The organism is Roseovarius sp. MS2 (assembly GCF_051447875.1).
Lineage (GTDB): Bacteria > Pseudomonadota > Alphaproteobacteria > Rhodobacterales > Rhodobacteraceae > Roseovarius > Roseovarius mucosus_A.
The window spans coordinates 50,896-71,620 of the sequence record NZ_JBKHVF010000005.1 but is presented as its reverse complement, the minus strand read 5'-3'; the positions used below and the strand labels follow the sequence as shown (position 1 = coordinate 71,620).

The window sequence follows — 20,725 nt, the reverse complement described above, 5'->3', positions numbered from 1 at the left end:
CGTCAGTTTCCGCTGCCGAAAAGCCGGTCGAGAAGGCCCGGTTCGGACGGCGGTGCTGAGTTGGTCAGCTCGTTGATGTAGAGGATGAGGTTTACATGTGAGAAATCCGCGCCATGGAAAATCGCCGCGTGGCGCCCGCCCCGGCCGATGACATGGATCATCGGGGCAGCGCTGTCGCGTTCTGACAAGGCGGCGTAGTCATCGGCAGCTTCAGAGATAACGCCCTCGATAGAAATCGCGTGCCAGTTCGTGCTGTCCCAGCCCTCTGTCGTCAGACCGACCGTGAGGAACGTGACCATCTCGCGCATCGGCGTGACATTCACCCCCTCTTGAACCTTGTGCAGTAGCGCCTGCTGGTTGTCGCATGGTGCGCCGCAACCGTCGGGCGCAAAGCTGATGACGACGATCCGGTCCTGAAGGGCATCGAGCCGCAGCGGCGTGCCATCGGCATCAGTGCCACTTAGGTTCGGCGTCCGCCGCAGGTCCGTGGCCTCGAAGGCAGGTTCCCGCTCGGCCATCACCTCGTCGATCCGTTCGCCCGGATGATGCGCCATTGCCGGTACAGGCGGCACGACAAGTGCGAGACAGACAAGGACATGTTTCATTCCGCCCCCTTCGGCCCGGTCGCGGTAACGCTCAGAACCGGCACTTCGACCGTGATCTCTCCGGCATGCTCGAAACTCAGGGTCAGGGGGAAGGTGCGACCCTCCTCCAGCTTCCCGGTCAGCCCCATCAGCATCAGGTGCATCCCGCCGGGGGCGAAGGTGACAGGGGTGCCGGGGGCAAGATCGAGCACATCGATATGGTGCATGCGGGAGACACCGCTGGCATCCGTTACAGTGTCATGCAGCATCACATGGCCCGCCGCCGGCGTTTCAAGCGCCGTGAGCCGGTCCGCGATATCGCTTTCAAGCGTCAGGTAGGCGGCACCGGGGCGGCTGGCCAGGATGCTGGCGCGGGCCCACTGGTCTGTGACACGCACATCGGCCATCGCGGCGGTGGATCCATAAAACAGCGCCAGGCCAAATGTCAGGCTGCACTTCATGAAGACGCCTCTGAAATGAGCGCCGAGAGTTCCGCCGCCATATCCTCAGGGGTCTGTCTGCTATCGAGATATACATCCTCAAACCGACCGTCCGGTCGCATCAGGTGGATGAAGCCGGTATGGGCGATGATGTATCCGTCCGGGGCCAGATCGTCTTCGCTGCGTTCATGCCAGACCCTGAAGTTGCGCGCGGCCGCATCGACCTGCGCCTGAGTGCCGGTCAATCCGACAAGTGACGGGTGAAACGCCTCTGAATACGCCTTCATGACGTCAACAGTATCGCGCGCCGGGTCAACGGTGATGAAAATGGGCGTGACATTGTCCGTCCTCGGCCCAAGATGATCCATCACCTCGGCCATGTAACTCAGGGTCATCGGGCAGATATCGGGGCAATGCGTGAAGCCGAAGAAAACCATTTGCCATGTTCCGGCATAGGTATCCGGTGTTACCGACTGACCAGACTGATCCACGAGCGCATATTCATTCAAGATCGCTGCCTCGCCTGTCATGGTGCCCAAGTTCGCGACAGAATCCGATGAATCGCGCGCTATCACCAATGCACTCACGAGAAACATGCTGAGCGCAACGAGTCCCCAAAGAAAAGCCCGAATGTAGCGCGGCGAAATGTTCATATGTTCGGGTATCATTCAGAAGCTCCCGCAGCGGAGGCTACCGGCTCGAGCACCAAGCCCAAGCCAATCAAAACAGATAGGGCTACACCAAGAAAAAGGGTGGTCGCGGCAAGGTCTACGATTGGTCCTGAATGCACTTTCATGCCCGCCCCCAAAATCAAAACGGAAAACAGCGTTTGACCATATGTCGCCGCCGGTTTTCTTGAGTTTCCCAAGGGCGCAGTGGCGGGATCATGGTTGGCTTTCCTCATTTTCTAGATCCCTCCGGCAATCTTACTCTGAAACCGCGTTGCGATTTGCCTGCTGTTCCAGTCGGCGGCACCTGAAACCCGTCCGCGCTCACGGCCCTGAGGATCGACCAGTATCGTCGTGGGCACGCCCTCGATTCCGAAAGCATCAACCGCAGCGATGTCCTCGGACCGGTAAATCGCCATGTTGTTCAAGCCAAGCGCGTTGTAAAACCGCCTCACAGAGGGCAAATCGGAGCCGTCCACGCACAGAGGCAAGACGTGGAAAGCATCACCGCCCAGCTTTTGCTGCAAATGATCGAGCGTTTCCAATTCCGCCCGGCAAGCCGCGCACCATGTCGCCCAGATATTGACCAGCACGATACGCCCGAGAAAGTCATCGAGCCGTAGATCCATGCCGTTATCATCCTCGATCGAAGGAGAAAGGATCGGCCGCGGATCAGCATGCATGATCATCGATGGCCTTGCCGCTGCCTGCGCGGCCACCAATGCAAGCGAGCCCGCGATCAGGGCCCTGCGGATCATGATGCGCCCTCGGATTGGAGCTTTCGGACAACCGGAAGAATATCTCGTTCCAGTATTTCCCGACTGAACGGGCCCACATGCTTGTAGGCAATCCGCCCCTGCGCATCTATGACGAAGGTTTCCGGCAAGCCGTATACACCCCAGTCTATCGCGACCCTGGCGTTTCTGTCCGCCCCGATGTGGTCATAAGGATCACCAAGTTCCTGAAGGAACCCGCGCGCACCGGTGGGCGTGTCCCGATAGTTGATCCCGTGGATCGGAACCGTATCGGCTTCCGCGAGTTCTACCAGCAGAGGCATCTCGACACGGCAAGGGATGCACCACGACGCCCAGACATTGACAATCGACACCTCGCCGCGCAGGTCCGCCGAAGACAAACCCTTCCCCCTACCGTCTATAGGGGGCAAGACGAATTCCGGAATCTGCTTGCCGATCAGCGTCGACGGCAACCGGTCGTCTTTGTTCCAAAGGCCCCAATAGAAGGCCGCTGCAAGTGCCGCAAAAATCGATACCGGTGCAAGACCGATCAGCCACACTCTCGTTGATGCACGGCTCTGGGGGTCTTTGGTCACGGCGTTTTTCCACCCATCCGATTGCCGTCCGACCCCGGCTGCGAAGTCGATTGGCGAGAGTATCGGGACGCTCCGATCGCCGCTTTGCTTAATCTGAAAAGCAAAAAGGCGGTCGTGAACGTAACGGCACAAACTGCCACCAAGCCAGTCGTGGTCAACAGGACGGCCGCTGCCGCTGCTACGGTCTCAATCAAGAGAATGGACATATCGGTCAATCAAGCTCCCAATCCGCTTGGCACTTCTGGCGATTTTTCGTTCACGCACATCACGGAAATCAGGATGCTTGCGAGAAACGTGCGACATGCGATCTGAACTGGTCACGGAGATAGCTGACCTCTTGCAGCCCGCTGATGACCCTTCGCATTTCGCCCTGCCCGTCAAACAGCAAAAGTGTGACATGCGGCACGCCATACCTGTCGGCGATAGCCCGGCCTTCGGGACCACGAATATTGGCTACGCGTACCTGCAGTGCGCCATCCTCGAAATCCTTCGCCGCGCGCAGCGTTCTTTTCTGGAGTTCCTGACAGGTCGGGCAATGTGGATCGTGGACCTGCACGACGGTGGGCGTGCCATTTCCGATAGCGTCAAGATCAAGAAGCTCGACCTGTTGCGCATAGGTGCGGGAAACGCTCCAGCCACCAAAGCCCAGAACACCCGCCGCGATCGTGCCATTGCGCAGATAACGCAGAATGTCTCGACGTGAGAGCCTGCTTTCCGACACGGTCTCTTCGTTCGACTGCCCAGCCGAAGAAGGTTTCGCCCTAGTCGTGCTATGAGGGGATTTACTTTGCTTTTTCATGTCACTCTCTTGTTGTTTTGATCAGGTGTCGTGGGGTCAGATGACAACGACCTGAGTACCGACGCGAACCAGCTCGAACAGCTCTTCGACCTGGTGATTGTAGAGGCCGAAACAGCCGTTCGACGCCGCTCGACCGATTTTCGCAGGATTGTCGATGCCGTGTATCCGGTAGTATTGCCATGTGAGGTTCAACGCCCGTGTGCCCATCGGGTTTTTCGGCCCCGCTTCCACCCGCGCTGGCAAATCCGGGTTGCGCTCACGCATGCTGGGTGTGGGGATCCAAACCGGATCGCGACGTTTGAGCGTGATTTCGGTGCGGCCGCGCCGGGTCAAATCCTCCGACATCGGGACCGAACAGGGATACATAAGTTCGATCACGCCGTCTTCGGACCAATAATGCAACGCCTTGGATCGGGTGTCGCAGACAATGGCCCCATGGCGCAGCGAGTCGAACTGATCCCGCCACCGAACCGGACGGAAGCCTGACGCATTGCGTCTTACAACCGTTTGGGAGATGCCGCTCTCGCTGGCGATAGCTGGCGCTGCCATAGCCATCGCGGCATTGGCCGACGCCAAAAGCAACAAGTGCCTTCTAGAGATTTCTGTCATGAAAATCTGCTCCGTTAAGGACGAATGACACCGGGGATTTACGTGAGTTGTTCGAAGATCGGCTCGAGTTGTGCGATGCTGTGGTTGCCGCTGTACCGACCTCCATTGACCAGAAGGGTCGGTGTGGCGGTGACGCCGTAGACCTGCGATCCCTCATCACGTTCAGCGATGATCCGCTCGCCGAGCTTCTCGTCTGCAAGTATGGCCTCAAACTCTGCGCCTGCGACCCCGGTGCGCCCTGCAATCGCGCGCAAACTACTGATATAGTCACCCGAAGCCCATTCGCGCTGCTCGGTGTAGAGGATGTCGAGAAGCCCATAGAAACGGTCCACGCTGCCGTTTCCGCTGTGCAGCAACATGGCGGCGGCCATGGCTGGCTGGTTCAACGGGAAATGCCTATGGACATAGCGGACGCGGCCCTCAGGAATATGGTCGCGCTTCAGAACAGATGCGGTGTTGACATGAAACGCAGCGCAGTGGGGGCAGGTCAACGAGCCGTACTTGATCAAGGTGATCGGGGCGTCCTCGGCACCAAGGACAAAATCCGTATCCCGCAAGGGCACATCATCGAAATGGGTTGTGCCTAGGGCGGCATGGCTTCGCGCCGTCCCGCTATGCTGCGCGCCCGCGCCGTAGTGGCCGCCCTGACCGGCGAATATGGGAACCAACGCGACCACCGCGCCCGTGCCTCCGAGCACCATCAATGCGGTGCGCCGAGATTGAGTTCTTGCCATATCGAGATCTCCTTCAGATTTCCAGAAAGCGTGTGTTCAGGGTTTCTCGGAATGCGTCCGCGAAGCGCGTTTTTTCGGCATCCGAGAGCGTTGAGAGAAGCGCGATCACCAGCCCGTCCTGCGACCAGACCACGGAACCGATGTTGCCTTGTTCGTGCCGGACCACCTGGCCGTCGGTGTCCAGCCCATGCCCCGAAACCTGTTCGGCGGGATTGGAAATCACATAGACCGTGATCTGACCCGTTTCATTTTCATAGGTCAGGGCGCCCAGCCGCTGCCCCAGCAACAGACACAAGCGCCCCCCGACAAGCCGATAGTCGAGTACGCTGTCCGACAGCGCCGGAAGCGGCCCGTCGATCCGCGCCGAGAGCCAGGCAAGCGTTTCAGTGGAATCGTCGCTGGCGACATCGAGCACACGCTGGCTCGCCCGGAACGTTCGGTAATCCTGTGTCGTTTCCACCGCTATGGCATCCAGCGTGAGCGCCGGTGCATTCAGGCCGCGAGGGTTGAAATCGAGGATGAACGCGGCCAGAAGCAGAGAAGCAGCCAGCGCTGTTCCGGAGATTGCCCGCAGCATTCTGGGCCGCAGCGCGGCGAAGGTGAACCCGAAGGTCGAACGTCTCTCTTCGGCGGCCAGATGCGTGGCAATCCGCGCATGAAGTTGCGCAGGCGCCCGTTCGCTGCCGAGAGCCTGCCGCAATGCGTCCGTTTCCGCCCGCAGCGCCGCAACCTCGTTTTGACAACTCGGGCAAATCGCGATGTGGCAGGCCACATCACGCGTAGCTTCCGCATCGAGCCCGCCATCTACCCAGGCCATGAGCGTTTCGGGTTCTATTGAACGACAGGTCATCAGCTTACCTCTTTGCGCTTGGTGAACCGGAGGACGCGATCGCCCGTGCTCTCTGGCGCATGGTCCGCGAGTTTCTCGCGCAGAAGCATGCGCGCCCGGTTCAGTCGCGATCTCACGGTTCCTTCAGGACAGTCGATGCTCACGCCGGCGTCGCGATAGCTCATGCCCTCGACCAAAACCAGTTGCACAACGAGACGAAGATCCTCAGGCAATCCATCCACGGCCGCCGCGATATCGCGACCGAGGCGGGCATTGGCGAAACTCTGCGCTGGCCCCTGGTCACCGGTCGGCAGGTCGTCCAGCGCTTTGGGATCCGTCGGAAGACTTCCCCGCCTTTGGTGATCGATGTGCAGATTGATCATGATTCGAAAGATCCACGCCCGAAAGTTGTCGGGCACAGTGCCATTCGTATAAGTCCGATAGGCGCGCAAGCTGGCATCCTGCACCAGATCTTCAGCCAGCGCACGGTCCTGCGACAGGCGAAGGGCCGTGCGATAGAGCGCATCGATATTGACTTGCAAAAGCTCTTCGAACTTTGTGCTTCGGCCCCGTTTCAGCACAATCCTCTATCCTCGACGCAGTTTGACCGTTACCGGTGTCTGACCACTAAGACGAAGCCTCTAGCGATTGGGTCTCGATAAAACCGATAAATGTGCTCACAATCGTGTGATGATGATATTAAGGGAGTTCAGGGGGGCACTGTTGATTAGTCGCTCCCCTTTGCATCGTGGTAAGGTGCATGCACTCGGTCACGCAGCTCAGCACATTTTGCCAAGGTCGCCTTCTTGTTGCTTATGGATATGGCTTGGCTCGAGTGTTCAGATTTCTCAATGCGCTTGGTCAGAAGCGGCACGGCTTGCAATACTTTTCAGTTCGCAGTCCGCCACATCCGATAACGTCCTTGCCCGGTCATCTCGCGGACCAGGCCTCGCGTTTCCATCCAGGTGAGGTTGCGCTGAACGGCGGCGCGGCTCAAGCCTGTTATGGCCTCGGCCATCGGAGCGGATACAAGGGGCCATTCGGTCAACACGACGCGCAAGGCGCGCGGGGTCTTGCCCGAGAGCGGGGCCATTTCGGTTTCTGCCCGCCCAGACCATGCCTCGATATCGTCTAGGTGCCGCATTGCGGTAAGGCATGCCGTCTCCATCCCGTCAAGCCATCGCGCCAGACGGTCAACGGGTGAGCCGCCACCGCGCAGCCCCCCTGCCCCTCCCATAGCCAGAGGCGCAAAGACTGCGCCTTTGCCCTCGCTGGCCGCGATCCGCGCGGCCGTGACTGCTGCTTCTATTTGATCGCCCTGCTGCCCCAGGCCTGCGAGGCTCCAGAGGTGATAACCCGCGCAGGCACGGGTGATCGGGTTAAGATCGGCGGCTTGCGCCATCAGGTCGAGCCAACCGCCCGCGCGGTCCGCAAAGGGCTCGGCCTCATCTGCCATGTTCTCTGGATCGCGCCGGTCGAGAAAGGCAGACAGGTCCGCCTCTGGGCCTGGCCCCCCTGTCAGACGGCGCACTGCCCAACCAACACGTGCGAGCGCGGCAGTGTCGTCTTGCAGGCCGGAAATGCGCATGGAGATCCAGAGCGCCAGCCGGTCCGGGCCGATGCGGTCGCCCACGAACCAGCTGAGGTCGGCAGCCTCGATCAGCGCGAGCCTGTGACGCCAGCCTTCCGGGCTGCGCTTAAGCCGGTCGTCCAACGCGCCGACGCGGCCGGCCACACGGGCAAGACGCGCGGCAAGATCCGCCTCTGCTTTCCGCCAATCGTCGAGAACCTCGGCTTCACGCGGTTCGGCCCGCGGTCCGGGCGGCAAATAATCCGGCTCTTCTTCCATGGGACCGGGCAGGAACCACAGATCGTCCTCAGGCGACTGTTCCACCTCCTCAGCATCGATGGGGAGAGCATCAGAATCATCATGAAATGCAAGGGCTTGGGATATCATATGTGCAAAATACGGTGTTTTTGCAGACTACCCAAGTGTTTTCTGCGCGAGTTCTCCTACATTTTGTATAGCACGCCCGCGCGATGGTCGGCGAGGGTTCTCTGATCGCGCTCAGTGTATAGAAACCAAGGGGTTTCTGGTGAGTGGCGCCACAGAGCACACCCTTGCATTCGTTTACAAATGGTCGTTTATTGGCGTTATATGAAACTGTAAAAGACTGTTTTGATGCCCCTGATCGGTTATGCGCGCGTATCGACCGAGGATCAGACCCCCCTGCCCCAGTCGCAGGCCCTGAAGTCCGCGGGCTGCGCGGAGATCCATGAAGAGCAAGCCTCGGGCGGCAATCGTGCGCGGCCGGTGCTTGCGCGGGTGTTGGAGCGCATCGGCAAGGGCGACACGCTGGTGGTCGTGCGGATTGACCGCCTCGCGCGATCCCTGTCGCATCTGCTGGAGGTGATCGAGCGGCTGGAGGCGAAGGGAGCCTTCTTCCGCTCGCTGACCGATCCGATCGATACGTCCTCCCCGCAGGGCAAGTTCACGCTGCAGGTCTTAGGCGCCGCGGCGGAGTTCGAGCGCGCCCTGATCCGGGAACGGACCAAGGCGGGGCTGGCATCTGCGCGTACCAAGGGCCGCCTCGGCGGGAACCCGGGCTTGCGCGCCCGTGATCCGGCGGCGCTGCGCAAGGTGCGGCTGGCGCGGCAGGACGGCTACATGGAGCGGCTGAACGAGACGGCACAAGATTGGGTACCCCATGTGCGCCGGTTGCGACCCGACTTGGCCTGGGAAGACGTGGTGCGCATCATCAACGGCCCCTTGCCCGAGGCGCGTCGCTGGACCCAAAGCCGCCTGCTGCGCGCTGTGAAGGCCTATGTCCGCGACGGCTTCCTGCCTGTCGAGGTGCTGGCCCGCGCCGGGCGCCGCGAAACGGACGACCGCCTGCCCGCCATTGTCGCAGGCATCAAGGGCGCCAAACCCGACATGACCCTACAGGCCATCTGTGATCGGCTGGAGACTATGCGTGAGCGGACACCACGCGGAAGGTCCAAGTGGCAGCCGTCATCGGTGAAAATGCTTCTGGAACGCGCTGAGAAACTTGGGTTGCTTGACTGAATTGAGTAGTGCCTGCGCTTGTGTCTGTGTGGTTGAAGCACACCATATCTAGAAAGAGCTTGCACGAATCTGATAGCTCGGGCAATAGTCTCGATAAATAACGCGCAGTCACATAAAAAACGCGCCCACGAATCGAGGCAGAGATGAGCGAAGCTGAGCAGGACCTGGACATTGCCATCGGGCACTACGCAGAGCTTCTCGCGTCAAACCTTCATGCGCAACGTGCGGCCCACTTCCCTCCCGACGCCAAGAAAGTCATGCGCAGCCTGACTAGCGGCGAGGCGGCAGAGTTGCTTGGCGTCGATCATACCTACCTTCGCAAGCTTCATCGAGAAGGAAAGATCGCTGACGTCGAAACCACCGCAGGCAGCCACCGTCGGTATACACTCGATGATATCTGGGAGATCCGCCGCGCCCTAGAGGCAAACGCGAAGAAGCCTGGGACCTACGTGCCGGGGCGTCGTGCCGGTGACGAGCTTCAGATTGTCTCCGTTGTGAACTTCAAAGGCGGCTCGGGGAAAACGACAACATCAGCTCACCTTGCGCAGCGCTTGGCTCTCAAGGGATATCGTGTCCTTGCGATCGATCTGGACCCCCAAGCATCCTTTTCCGCGCTGCATGGCATCCAGCCTGAGCTGGACCTGATGGAGGGTGGAACGCTGTATGACGCAGTTCGCTATGATGAACCGGTCCCGATCTCGGAAGTAATCCGTAAAACCTACATCCGAGGCCTCGACCTTATCCCCGGGAACCTAGAGCTCATGGAATTCGAACATGAGACGCCGGCTGCCATCCAGCGAGGCGGCGCCCGCGCGTTCTTTGCCCGTGTGCGTGATGCGCTCGATAGTGTTGAAGCAGACTATGACGTCGTCGTCATCGACTGTCCGCCGCAGCTTGGCTTCCTGACCATGTCTGCCTTGTCGGCGTCCTCCGGGGTGCTTGTCACCGTTCACCCACAGATGCTCGATCTCATGTCTATGTCGCAGTTTTTGCGCATGACCGCTGATCTGCTTGGCGTCATCCGGGACGCCGGCGCAAACCTTCGCTTTGACTGGCTGCGTTTCCTGCCAACTCGCTACAAGGTGGGTGATGCACCGCAAACTGAGGTCATTGCCTTCATCCGGGGTCTTTTCGGCAGGTCCGTTCTGACCAATCACATGGTCGAATCGACTGCGATTTCGGATGCGGGGCTCACAAAGCAGACGCTCTATGAGGCCGACAAGAAGGAATTCACGCGCCAGACTTTCGATCGCGCGATCGATTCCATGAACGGCGTCAACGACGAGATCGCTGCGATCATTCAGAACACGTGGGGACGCAATGGCAAGAAAGCCTAAACTTGGTCTGCCCTTGCAGACCCTGCGCAACGCGCCCGACGCTCTTGAGGGGCGCAGGCTCCGAGGTGGTGTTTTCGAAATCGACCCCGGTCATATCGAGACTGCAGGTCGGTTAGATGACCGACTTCAGATCGAGATCGAGGGTCTGAGGGCATCGATTTTCAAGAACGGCCAGCGTGTTCCGATTCTAGTGCGCCCACTTGAGAGTGATCGCTACAGCCTGATCTATGGCCGCCGTCGCCTTGAGGCTTGCAGAGAACTTGGGATCAAGGTCCGCGCAATTGTCACGGAAATGGAGGGTGATCAGGCGCTTCGCGATCAGTTGCTGGAAAACCAGGAACGGCGAGATCTGAGCTTTATCGAACGCGCGCTCGTAGCCGCTGCCTTGCTTGATGGAGACCACCTGGGCGAGTCAGAGCGCACCAACAAGGGCGTTGCCGAGGTTCTCAATCTGACCGAGGCTGGGGTTTCGCAGTTGTTAAGCGTTGTCCGCACCGTAGGAGAAGATCTTGTCCTGGCCATCGGTGCGGCACCTGGGATCGGCCGACCGCGATGGGAGGAACTCAAGAAGTGTATTGGTGCTGCAGATGTGGACCACGAGCGACTCGCAGCCTTGGCCAATGAAACCAAGTCAATCCATTCGGGTGGAATAGATGAGAAGTCCGACCGGGCATTTTTGGCAGTCCTTTCTGCGGCAGGGAAGACCGAGCACTCCACTTCCTCGATTCGCTCGCGCAGCCAGCCTGAAACGGTCATTCCGGGGGTCGGTGCTGCAACCGTCACGACCGGACGCCGTGGCAAGCAACTCAAGCTCGAGTTGAAGTCCGAGGATACTGAATTTGTCAGCTGGCTTGAGGGCAACGCCCCGCAGCTGCTTACCGAGCTTCATGAGCGTTGGAAGCGCTCAGAAGACTGAGGAAGAGCAACCAAAAAAAAGGAGGCACGATACAGGCAAGAATGAAAAAGGCCCCGAGAAGCTAGCTTCACGAGACCTTAATTAGGTTTCGAACGGGACCAGCCCGCTACAAAACTTCAGTTTTCGCACCTCTGAATGTAGCGATCTGGCCCCTCTCCCGCAAGCGCAAAGCGATTCGCGGGCCACTCAAATTTTGCCTTCGTGAATATTTTCATGGAGTACACACCAATTTCGCCGTTTATGCGGCCGATATCGCACGCCCATCTGCGCGTGATCGAGCGGCCCGAGGCATCTGTTCCAGGCAAGCCCGTCAACAAGTGGGAGCTCCTCCGCGAGTTGTCCAAGGCGCAGGCAGCCTTTGGGGTTTCCGAGCGCGATCTGACCGTTCTTCAGGGACTTCTCAGCTTCTTTCCGGACGATGCGCTTGGCGGGAACACCGAAATGGTCGTCTTCCCATCCAACAAGGCGATCTGCGAGCGGCTGAACGGCATGCCTTGCTCGACGATGCGCCGTCACCTCGCCCGGTTGGTAGACGCAGGCTTGCTCATGCGGCGCGATAGCCCCAACGGGAAGCGGTATGTGCGCAAGCGTGGCGAAGATCGCGTGGCCTTCGGCTTTGATCTCTCCCCGCTCTATTGTCGGGCAGAGGAGATTGCACGGGCCGCAGAGGCTGTGCGTGACGCTGAGGACCGTGTGCGGCGACTGAGGGAGGTGGTGAGCCTCATGCGTCGCGACCTGGCCGCTCTGGCGGAGTTCGGCGAGGAGATCCAGCCCGGGCTTGGCCTATGGGATCAGCTCAGCGATACGGCCGCCCTCACAGCCCGCGCTCTTCGCCGCAAGCTTTCGCTTGAGGATCTGTCGGCATTCCGGACTGAACTGGAGATCCTGCTTGACCAGGCGCGTAATGTCATTGACGGCCCTGAAACAGAAGAAATGAACACCAATGATGCCCATTTTGAGCGTCACCATCATAATTCAAATAAAAAATCTATAGATCTTGAACCTGCCTTAGAAAAAGGCGGGGCAGCGGCGAGTGGCGCGCCTGATATTGATACGGATGAGCCTGTGGCTGACGTTGAAGAGCCTGACACGAGGCGGGTACCGAAAATCCCACTCCACCTGGTGATCGCCGGCTGTCCCTCGCTCAAGACTTTCTATCAGGGCGACGTTCGACACTGGCACCAGCTTTTCGACGCGGCTTGTCACGTACGGCCGGCCATGGGGATCAGTGTTTCCGCTTGGGAAGAAGCGCAGCGCTGCATGGGACCAGAGCAAGCCTCGATCGTCGTCGTGGCCATGCTGGAACGTTTTTCCGACATCAGATCACCGGGTGGATACTTGCGGGCGCTGACGTCCAAGGCCGCGGCGGGCGAATTCTCTTGCGGTCCGATGGTCATGGCTTTGATCGGACGGCGAAGTGCGGCTTAACAGCTGTTAAGTTTCGACGTCGTCGGTGCTCAGTTGGCCAGACTTAACAGCTGTTAAGTCGCCTCTTGGCAACCATCCGATTATCGAGAGGGAAAGGAGTGTTGGTTTGAGGGTGACGGGAAGTGAGATCGGGAGAGTGGCTTCCGACGCCCGTCGTGGAGAAGATCTGATGACGAAAGCTGTCCAAAAAATCACCCTGTCCCCTTCGCGGGATGTCCCTTTTGACAAGCTGGTGCTGAGCCAGTCCAATGTGCGACGTATCAAGGCTGGCGTGTCCGTCGAGGAACTCGCCGAAGACATCGCCCGCCGCGGTCTGTTGCAGAGCCTGAGCGTGCGGCCCATGTTGGCTGACGATGGGACCGAGACCGGCAAGTTCGAGATCCCGGCCGGAGGCCGCCGGTTCCAAGCATTGTCCTTGCTGGTGAAGCAGAAGCGTTTGGCAAAGACCACACCCATTCCCTGCATCGTCCGCGATGCTGCGTCCACGATCTTGCCCGAGGACGATTCCCTTGCAGAAAACATGCAGCGCGTCGCCCTGCACCCGCTGGATCAGTTCCGCGCGTTTGTGTCCCTGCGCGATAAGGGTCTGAGCGACGCGGAGATTGCTGCGGCCTTCTTCGTAACGCCGCAGATCGTGAAGCAGCGCCTCAAACTCGCCTCCGTCGCCCCTGACCTGCTTGAGGTCTATGCCGAAGATGGCTTGACGCTGGAGCAGCTCATGGCCTTCACCGTGAACCCCGATCACGCGCGTCAGGTTCAGGTCTGGGATGTGATCCATTCATCCTGGAACAAGGAGCCATTCCAAATCCGGCGAATGCTGACCGAGACCTCGGTCCGGGCGTCTGACCGACGCGCGGTCTTTGTAGGTGTTGAGGCCTATGAAGCGGCGGGCGGCACGATGCTGCATGACCTGTTCCAAGGCGATGATGGAGGTTGGCTCGAAGACCCTGCCCTGCTTGATCGGCTGGTGACAGAAAAACTCAATGCCGAGGCTGAGACGGTTGCAGTTGAGGGCTGGAAGTGGATCGAGGTCGCACTCGACCTGCCCTACGGCTACAGCCACGGCCTGCGGTCCCTGTCCGGTGATCCGGCACCAATGACGGATGACGAAGGTGCGGCTCATGCGAAGCTGCTCGCCGAGTATCGGGCGCTGGAAGAGGAATACGCGGGTCAGGATGACATCCCCGACGAGATCGACACGCGGCTTGGCGTGTTGGAAACGGAGATGGAAAAGATCGAGACCCGGCCATTGATCTTCGATCCCTTGGAAATCGAACGGGCAGGGGCGTTCGTCACGCTCGACCGCTACGGCGCGCTGGCAGTCTATCGCGGCTATGTGCGTCCAGAGGATGAGCCCGTTGAGGAGACCGCGGTCCAGGATGGTGCTGATCCTGCGGTGGCGAGGCAGGGGGCTGATCGTGATCTCACCGATGGCCATGTCAGTGCCGCTCATGGCGGAACCGTCATCATGTCGGGTGGCCAGCCGATCGGCGCAGACCTTTCCGAGGAGGAAGACGACGGCGCGCTGAAGCCGCTGCCCGAGCGGTTGGTCATGGAGTTGACGGCCCACCGGACGCTGGCGCTGCGTGAAGCGATCGGGCGCTCGCCCGACGTGGCGTTGACGCTGCTGCTCCTGAAGCTCGTCACGGACACTTTCCGCACTTCCGGGGCGTCGGGCAGCTGTCTCGAAGCCTCAGTGCGACACGTCTACATGTCGGCGCAGGCGCCCGATCTGAAGGACAGTGTGGTGGCCAAGCTGGTCGACGAGCGTCATGCGGAATGGGAAGCCGATCTGCCGCTTGGCGATGATGCGGCACTCTGGGACTATCTGACGGTCCTCGATCAGGGCAGTCGGCTGGCCTTGCTGGCGCATTGCCTCAGCTTCGGCGTCAACGCGCTGCATGAGAAAGTGAACCCTTACGGGGCAGGCATCTCTGCCAGCGGATTGACCCGGCGTATGGCGCATGCCGATCTCGTGGCGCGTGCCACAGATCTCGATATGGTCGAGGCGGGATGGGAGCCGACGGTCGACACCTATCTCAACCGCGTGCCCAAGGCCCGCATCCTCGAAGCCGTGCGGGAGGCGAAAGGGGAGGGGACTGCCCAGCTCCTCGATCACCTGAAAAAAGGCGAGATGGCCAGTGAGGCCGAGCGCTTCCTGAAGGGCAGCGGCTGGTTGCCCGAGGTCCTGCGCCGGAACGATCTCGTGGCGCTGGACGGTGAGGACTGTGCCGAAGGGCAGGGGGCGGATGCCGAACTGGCCGACAGCGTCAGTGAGGCTGACCTTCCTGCATTCCTGACGGATGACCTGCCTGCTGAAAGCGCGTCGATGCTGGCCGCGGAATAACGTGATCTGGCAGGGGGCGGACATTTCGCCCCCCAATCACCCTATAACGTAACAATATCAATGAGATGAGTGCGGTTTTCGCACTCGGAATGAGGAATCATGTCTGCAATAACCATCATCGACACCGCGCCCCTTGGGGCGCTCATTCGCTACACCGACGGCAGTCCCAAGCCGCCGGCACGCTTCACAAAGAAGCTGGCGGCCTGGGAGCGTTCGAACGGTGTCGGCCGCCTTGTGAAAAAGGAGCCACCCCGACCTTACCCTAAACGGACGGCACCTGCGTCGTTCACGCTGCATGAGGGCAACTTCTCCTCGGACGGGGTGATCCTCGTCACCATCATGCGCAGCCATTCGGCTGACAGCGCCCTGGTCTTCGAGGTGGCCGAGGAGCCGAAGCCCGGGCAGGTGCGTGTGCTCCTCGACTTCGGCGGCAACACGGAGCTGCTGCATCTGGCGGAATCCATCACTGCGGCCGAGCTTTGGATCGCCAAGGAAGGATACCGCAATGCGCGACTTGAAATCGTTGGCGATGAAGAGTGCGAAAGGGCAGGGGGCGCGGACCTGGCCGCCTGAGCCCAACTGAAACCGAGGGGCCCGCCTCAGCGCGGGCCTCTCAACCATCACAACCTTGTCCCGCGATGTCGCGGGGCGCCAAAGGAGCCATCCCCAAGGAAGGACGTCTTCAACTAAGATCTAGGCCGGGAGGCTGGCGGCGTTAGAAGCATCAGCGGGACAATCGGCTCCTGACGTTGGGGGACCATCCCCCGCTCGCCACTCCCTTCCTTGCCCCGAATTCTGTCTTCGAGATCAACCCGCGAGGGGTCGGACTACGGGCAAGCCCGTGCCGCCGGTCGGATTCGGACGAGCCGAACGCACCCGGTGATGTCAGCCAGTATTCGGGCCTGCGAGGTCCTGTCGCGCGGGGGATGGTCCCCCGCCTCCAAGACAGGAGCCAAACAGATGTCCCGCAAAGATGCACACGCCTTCGCCGCCTCCCTCGCCGCCACGCTCATGGTCTCGATCGTCGTCTTCCAGGCAGGGGATGGATCCTATGGCGCCGTCCCCGCCGATGAAATCGACGGCGACGAGGTTCAGGTGCTGGTCGAGATTGACCCGTGGGCTTAGGCACACGGTTACCTCGGCAGGCTCACGCGGTGGCGCAGACGCGCCTCCTGCTGCGTCGTCGCGCTGTCCAAACCTTACATGCACTTGAAGCGTCTATTTTACCACTCGAAGGTGTCCGTTTGATGCCGGAAGCGGGTGGAGCGTTTTTACATCGTCCTCTGTCGAGCGCAACACTTCTGCAAGATCAGACACATCGTAGCCGAGTTCATCGAGGTGAAGCCTGATTATTTCCGGCAGAACAGTTGGCTCCTCCGGTTTGAAATCAAGTTCTGGTGGCTCAGTACGGCGATACCCCATGGAACTTATTTGCCGCCATAGGTACTGACTCTGGTTTGCGGTGATAGCGCCTATTGTCGTTGCTCGCACGAGAAGCGCAGCCATCGAAACATGCCAAATTGGCTTTAAACCCGCGAGCCTTTGAATGGTGAGAGGGCGACCCGAAAGGTGCGAGCGAATATCGCGAGCAGGCATCAGCAGCGCAGCAGCAAATTCGTTCGCCTCATCTTCCATTTCTGGTGATGGGACGCGGTGCATGACGACATGACCAAGTTCATGCGCAAGGCTAAACCGCTGCCGGTCAGCAGGTTGGTTACGGTTCAGGAATATGCACGGGGGCATATCTGCAATCTGGACTGTGAAGCCATCGACTTTCAAAGCAGCAAAGTCGCAATGCACAACAATGCAACCGGCCCGCTCCACCCATCCAACCAAGTCTCGGATTGGACCGCTGGGTGCCAGCCAAGTACGCCGCACGAGTTCGGCAATTCTCGAAGGGTCGCCGTCGTATTCGTCGACGTCCAAACGCGGCAACGCCAATTCTGGCTCAAGGTCGGCAGCATCCAATAACCGCCTGATGTGAAGAATTCTGATATTCAACTCCGCTTCGAGTTGCTCAATAGCTTTCTGACCAACACTTGCACGCTTCCGGTATTGGACACTCATCGGCAAGCCGATGACACGGTCGTTCTGGAAGAAGAAGCTTTGGGGGAAGCCGAGAGTAGCACTTACGGTTCCAAGCACGTCCTCAGTTGGCCCAATAAGTCCGTTTTCAAGTTTAGAGAGGTTCGCTTGCGATACTCCCGAACGGCGAGATAACTCGGATTGACTCCATCCGCGAGCCTGCCGCGCTATACGCAGCAGGTCTTGATTGAAACTGGTATGCATCACTTATCGCGCTGTTTGCGCTCGCCGGATGCGCCTTTAAGTTTGACAATCTTCGCGGCGGGACGCGCTGGTTCCGGCTCGGGCATCGGCAGGGGAATTACCACATCAGCGGCATCCAGCAAACTATACTCCCAAGCAACACGGTCGCCATCACGAGCAACCACACAAATGTCGCTCACAGCTGTTTCCAACTTATTCAGTTTGTAGACGACCTCGACGCGTTGAACTTCCGGCAAGCCAAGCAGATCTTGCTCGTGATTGTGAAAAGCGAGTGCCATCTGTGTGGCAACGTTTGCAGTGCGTCCTGCATCGTCCGCCTTTTTGAACCGGAAAAGGACTTGATCCTGCATCATGAATTTAAGTGTTTCGGTGCCCTCGATGATGTGAACACCTTCAAGGTCCGTGAGTTCGGCATGCGCTTTGCCGATGATCTGTTCCCAAACGAAATTTGCACGGCTACGTTTGCAACGCCACACGCCAACAAAATCGCTGGCCATCCAATCATCCCAAGATTCGTGGATTATGGCGACAATCGAGTCGCGGATTTCGTCAATGATCGGCTTGACGACCGCCTGATTTGGAATCGGCATGCTCGGCCCCTATGGTTTTGAAGATAAGATACGGTATGCCATTTACAAAAGCAACGACAAATTATTCACAATTCAATTCGTAGGGTGATTTTTATGAGGCAGGACCCGCTTCTTATCTACATCAATGACCGCTTTTCACCCTCTCTGACGGGCGCTCGGAGGGGCAGGTCAGTCGCACCGAGCGCCCAGATGAGGCAGCTCCTGTCCTGCGCGGGCTCTAGGCCCGAATGACCGGGTCGGGCAACGATCCGCCTCGGGTTCTTTAGCCGCAGGGTTGGTAATCAATCAGCGGATTTCCAGATCACCGGCAGTTGTGCCGGCAGCCAGCGCGTCCACGAACCACAGCGGTTTACGCCCACGACCGGACCAGGTGAGGGCCGGGTTCTTAGGGTGCTGGTATTTCGGTGCAGCTGGGGTGCGCTTGGGCTTGCTATCTGTACCGACCAGTTCCGCCAGGGAGTAGCCCAGATCTCTGGCTACAGCTTCCACCTTGGAGCGGGCTTCCGCCTTCTGCCGATCTTCAAAGGTGGAGATCGCCTTGGCGACGTCCTTCTGCATTTTCTTCAGCTCGGGAAGCGACAACGCCTCGAGATCGTAATCAGCCATCGATGCGGTCCGTGTCCTTAATGTTCCGGTATCGATAGCCCGTCGCGGCAGGGTGCCGCAACTCCCGGGAGGCAAGGGCAGGGGTGACAAAGGCTGTTGGTCGCCGTCTTCGCCGCCAAGGAGGTGCTGGACTGGGATCAGGCTGTCCCGATCGGCAGGGTGACAAGTTCTGGCATGGGCTCCCCGTGCCTCTCTGGCTTCTGGTCCATCCCTTCGACTGACAATCCCCTAATCCCGTTCGGTCTCCTGCGCGCAACCCCGCGTCAGTCCGGGCCGAGTTGCCCCTTCGGGGCTGCCCGCGCCACCCCGGTCCTCTGGGGGTTTCCGGGGTCCGTGCCGTCCACCGTGCACGCGTCACCCGACGGGCTTTTTCCGGGTCTTGTCGAAGGGACGGTCCCAAAGACAGGAAACACAGGAGCTAATCATGCAAAACATCGTCATCCTCGCCGGCAACATCGGTCAAAAACCCGAAACCCGCACCACCCAGGGCGGCACCAACATCACCAACTTCAGCCTCGCCACCTCTCGCCCCCGCCTCTCGGAAGGTCGCGTCCTGCGCGACGAGAACGGCTACCGGGTCATGGACACCGAAGGGCACCGCATCACCTGCTTCAACGGTCTCGGCAAGACGGTCGCGGAGCATTGCGAAAAGGGCATGAAGGTCCTCGTCCACGGCCGCATCCACTACAGCAAGTGGATCGACAGCATGGGGAACGACCGCTACGGCTGCGAAATCATCGCCGAGAAGGTCGACTTCCTGAGCCGCCCGAAGTCGGCCGAGAATGAAAACCCCGAGCTGGTCGACCGCGACGACGAGATCCCGTTCTGAGGGCGGGCTCGCCCGCCGGGTCTCCCCCTCGGGCCCGGCGGGAACACCCGCCGGGTTCGGCTTAAGCGACCTGCCTTCATTTCAGTCACGAAGTGGACCGAATAATAGACTGGTCACCGTCCCGCCCGAGCAATGCCACATTCGCATGTCGTTGTTGCACAACTTGCTGACTGAGGTGCTGTGTATGAACGAAATGCTTGTCCTGACCCACGCCACTGAGCGTGATATCGATCTTCTGCTAGTCGAGGAATTTGCTGCCTCACCTTTGTTCATTTCGGCCATGCTAAGATCTATCAGCCTAAGTGAATTGGTAGTTGAGCACGCGTCGGTCATGCACTCCGTGCGCCGCATCCACAGTCGACGCGAGATCGATATTTCGGTTCGGGTGCAGACGAATGCTGGGGATGTCCTGTTGTTGATCGAGAACAAACTCGACACATCTGAACAGCCACGTCAGGCCGAATCCTATCGTGCTGAAGCTGTCGAACAGGCGGCTGGTTATCATCTAGTACGCACGATCCTTGTTTGTCCGCAGGAATATCGCGCTGCAAATGCGGTCTTCGCCGCGGGTTTCGACCACGCAATCAGCTACGAAAGTCTCGCCAAGTTTTTTGAAACCCGCGCCGCTCGTGAGACAGGGGAGTTGGGTGGTCGGCTTGCGCACCGCGCTCGTATGATGCGGCAGGCGATCGAGAAACAGCGGCGCGGCTATACCCAGGTTGTCCATCCAGCCAAGCGGCAATTTACCGAACGTTATGTCGCGCTGTTGCGCGAAACTGCACCTGAGCTCGTCCCTGGACCCTCCATGCTGCGCGAAAGCGCCGCCGACAGTGTGACCATGATCTTCGCTCCAGAATCCCTACCGAAATGGACATTCTTGCCGCAGATGCGGATCGTCCATCAGCTTCGCGAGGCAAATGCCAATATCAACTTCTACACGTGGGGCGATCATTTTAATGAACTTGCTGCCCAAATCTCGGCAGATTTGGCCGGAACGGGCATCCGTGCTATCCCAACGGTAAACAAGCGTAAGTCAGGGCGCGCCGGTCTCATGCTGGTGGTGCCAACTCCGGCGTTGGATCATTTCACGCCCTTTGATGAGCAGATTGAGTCCGTGCGCACAGGGATTGTCGCAACGCGTTCCTTGCGCGAATGGTTAATCTCACACCAAGATGCTGTGCGTGGCTGGGCTGCACTGGTACCCGACAAAAAGCTCCCCTGATTGGTCTTGCTCTAAGACTGATGGTGGGTATCCGCATTTTTAGAGTCAGAGGCGTGCCGGTTTTCCGGTGACGGGTTGAGGGTTGGGAGAGTGGCTCCCGG

General features: G+C 59.5%; 24 protein-coding genes. 9 read left to right on the top strand and 15 right to left on the bottom strand.

What is annotated here, in order from left to right; all coding sequences use genetic code 11:
• Positions 1-2 precede the first annotated feature (2 nt).
• From ACLGGT_RS21845 to ACLGGT_RS21790, 12 genes are all read right to left on the bottom strand, one after another.
• Positions 3-605, bottom strand: a complete 603-nt coding sequence (locus tag ACLGGT_RS21845) for a TlpA family protein disulfide reductase (RefSeq protein ID WP_437197704.1) — start codon at positions 603-605, stop codon at positions 3-5.
• Positions 602-1,045: a copper chaperone PCu(A)C gene (locus ACLGGT_RS21840; protein ID WP_437197703.1), complete on the bottom strand. Its 444-nt coding sequence runs from the start codon at positions 1,043-1,045 to the stop codon at positions 602-604. The genes ACLGGT_RS21845 and ACLGGT_RS21840 overlap by 4 nt, the downstream gene beginning before the upstream one ends.
• Positions 1,042-1,692 carry an SCO family protein gene (locus ACLGGT_RS21835; protein ID WP_437197701.1) on the bottom strand — a complete coding sequence of 217 codons (651 nt, stop codon included), beginning with the start codon at positions 1,690-1,692 and terminating at the stop codon, positions 1,042-1,044. The genes ACLGGT_RS21840 and ACLGGT_RS21835 overlap by 4 nt, the downstream gene beginning before the upstream one ends.
• Positions 1,689-1,928: a hypothetical protein gene (locus ACLGGT_RS21830; protein WP_437197700.1), complete on the bottom strand. Its 240-nt coding sequence runs from the start codon at positions 1,926-1,928 to the stop codon at positions 1,689-1,691. Before ACLGGT_RS21830 ends, ACLGGT_RS21835 begins: the two co-directional genes overlap by 4 nt.
• A 3-nt stretch (positions 1,929-1,931) precedes the next feature.
• Entirely contained in the window at positions 1,932-2,450 is a 519-nt protein-coding gene (locus ACLGGT_RS21825) for a TlpA family protein disulfide reductase (RefSeq protein ID WP_437197699.1), read from the bottom strand.
• Positions 2,447-3,022 carry a DsbE family thiol:disulfide interchange protein gene (locus tag ACLGGT_RS21820; protein ID WP_437197698.1) on the bottom strand — a complete coding sequence of 192 codons (576 nt, stop codon included), beginning with the start codon at positions 3,020-3,022 and terminating at the stop codon, positions 2,447-2,449. Before ACLGGT_RS21820 ends, ACLGGT_RS21825 begins: the two co-directional genes overlap by 4 nt.
• A 274-nt stretch (positions 3,023-3,296) precedes the next feature.
• Positions 3,297-3,821: a hypothetical protein gene (locus tag ACLGGT_RS21815; RefSeq protein ID WP_437197697.1), complete on the bottom strand. Its 525-nt coding sequence runs from the start codon at positions 3,819-3,821 to the stop codon at positions 3,297-3,299.
• Positions 3,822-3,857: 36 nt separating this feature from the next.
• A complete protein-coding gene (locus ACLGGT_RS21810) occupies positions 3,858-4,430 on the bottom strand; it encodes a L,D-transpeptidase (protein ID WP_437197696.1) in 573 nt (190 codons plus the stop codon).
• A gap of 38 nt (positions 4,431-4,468) precedes the next feature.
• Entirely contained in the window at positions 4,469-5,164 is a 696-nt protein-coding gene (locus tag ACLGGT_RS21805) for a thioredoxin domain-containing protein (RefSeq protein WP_437197695.1), read from the bottom strand.
• 13 nt (positions 5,165-5,177) lie between these two features.
• Positions 5,178-5,981 carry an anti-sigma factor family protein gene (locus tag ACLGGT_RS21800; RefSeq protein ID WP_437197694.1) on the bottom strand — a complete coding sequence of 268 codons (804 nt, stop codon included), beginning with the start codon at positions 5,979-5,981 and terminating at the stop codon, positions 5,178-5,180.
• Between the two features lie 32 nt (positions 5,982-6,013).
• Positions 6,014-6,574: an RNA polymerase sigma factor gene (locus ACLGGT_RS21795; RefSeq protein WP_437197693.1), complete on the bottom strand. Its 561-nt coding sequence runs from the start codon at positions 6,572-6,574 to the stop codon at positions 6,014-6,016.
• Between the two features lie 308 nt (positions 6,575-6,882).
• The gene (locus tag ACLGGT_RS21790) at positions 6,883-7,842 is read right to left on the bottom strand and encodes a hypothetical protein (protein ID WP_437197720.1); all 960 of its coding nucleotides are present in this window, start codon (positions 7,840-7,842) and stop codon (positions 6,883-6,885) included.
• Between the two features lie 333 nt (positions 7,843-8,175).
• Between ACLGGT_RS21790 and ACLGGT_RS21785 the strand changes: the two genes are divergently transcribed.
• The 7 genes from ACLGGT_RS21785 (at position 8,176) to ACLGGT_RS21755 (ending at position 16,213) form a co-directional block, all read left to right on the top strand.
• Positions 8,176-9,060: a recombinase family protein gene (locus tag ACLGGT_RS21785; protein ID WP_437197692.1), complete on the top strand. Its 885-nt coding sequence runs from the start codon at positions 8,176-8,178 to the stop codon at positions 9,058-9,060.
• Positions 9,061-9,203: 143 nt separating this feature from the next.
• Positions 9,204-10,397, top strand: coding sequence for a plasmid partitioning protein RepA (gene repA / locus ACLGGT_RS21780; RefSeq protein ID WP_437197691.1), 1,194 nt, complete (start codon positions 9,204-9,206; stop codon positions 10,395-10,397).
• A complete protein-coding gene (gene repB / locus ACLGGT_RS21775) occupies positions 10,381-11,313 on the top strand; it encodes a plasmid partitioning protein RepB (RefSeq protein WP_120352560.1) in 933 nt (310 codons plus the stop codon). Before repA ends, repB begins: the two co-directional genes overlap by 17 nt.
• A gap of 213 nt (positions 11,314-11,526) precedes the next feature.
• A complete protein-coding gene (repC, locus tag ACLGGT_RS21770) occupies positions 11,527-12,741 on the top strand; it encodes a plasmid replication protein RepC (RefSeq protein WP_437197688.1) in 1,215 nt (404 codons plus the stop codon).
• A 169-nt stretch (positions 12,742-12,910) separates the two neighbouring features.
• Positions 12,911-15,088 (top strand): ParB/RepB/Spo0J family partition protein, encoded by a 2,178-nt coding sequence (locus tag ACLGGT_RS21765; RefSeq protein ID WP_437197687.1) that lies wholly within the window; start codon positions 12,911-12,913, stop codon positions 15,086-15,088.
• A gap of 99 nt (positions 15,089-15,187) precedes the next feature.
• A complete protein-coding gene (locus ACLGGT_RS21760) occupies positions 15,188-15,661 on the top strand; it encodes a hypothetical protein (RefSeq protein WP_437197686.1) in 474 nt (157 codons plus the stop codon).
• Positions 15,662-16,048: 387 nt separating this feature from the next.
• The gene (locus tag ACLGGT_RS21755; protein WP_317389062.1) at positions 16,049-16,213 is read left to right on the top strand and encodes a hypothetical protein; all 165 of its coding nucleotides are present in this window, start codon (positions 16,049-16,051) and stop codon (positions 16,211-16,213) included.
• Positions 16,214-16,306: 93 nt separating this feature from the next.
• Here ACLGGT_RS21755 and ACLGGT_RS21750 read toward each other — a convergent pair whose 3' ends face one another.
• From ACLGGT_RS21750 to ACLGGT_RS21740, 3 genes are all read right to left on the bottom strand, one after another.
• The gene (locus tag ACLGGT_RS21750; RefSeq protein ID WP_299566686.1) at positions 16,307-17,377 is read right to left on the bottom strand and encodes a helix-turn-helix domain-containing protein; all 1,071 of its coding nucleotides are present in this window, start codon (positions 17,375-17,377) and stop codon (positions 16,307-16,309) included.
• The gene (locus ACLGGT_RS21745) at positions 17,377-17,967 is read right to left on the bottom strand and encodes a hypothetical protein (RefSeq protein WP_437197684.1); all 591 of its coding nucleotides are present in this window, start codon (positions 17,965-17,967) and stop codon (positions 17,377-17,379) included. The genes ACLGGT_RS21750 and ACLGGT_RS21745 overlap by 1 nt, the downstream gene beginning before the upstream one ends.
• A 285-nt stretch (positions 17,968-18,252) precedes the next feature.
• On the bottom strand, positions 18,253-18,573 hold the full coding sequence (locus tag ACLGGT_RS21740; RefSeq protein ID WP_437197682.1) for an H-NS histone family protein: 321 nt from the start codon (positions 18,571-18,573) through the stop codon (positions 18,253-18,255).
• Positions 18,574-18,997: 424 nt separating this feature from the next.
• Between ACLGGT_RS21740 and ACLGGT_RS21735 the strand changes: the two genes are divergently transcribed.
• Together ACLGGT_RS21735 and ACLGGT_RS21730 are read left to right on the top strand one after the other, a co-directional pair.
• Positions 18,998-19,402 (top strand): single-stranded DNA-binding protein, encoded by a 405-nt coding sequence (locus ACLGGT_RS21735; RefSeq protein WP_437197680.1) that lies wholly within the window; start codon positions 18,998-19,000, stop codon positions 19,400-19,402.
• A 184-nt stretch (positions 19,403-19,586) separates the two neighbouring features.
• Complete coding sequence (locus ACLGGT_RS21730; protein ID WP_437197678.1) at positions 19,587-20,624, top strand: hypothetical protein; 1,038 nt, start codon at positions 19,587-19,589, stop codon at positions 20,622-20,624.
• Positions 20,625-20,725: the final 101 nt, after the last annotated feature.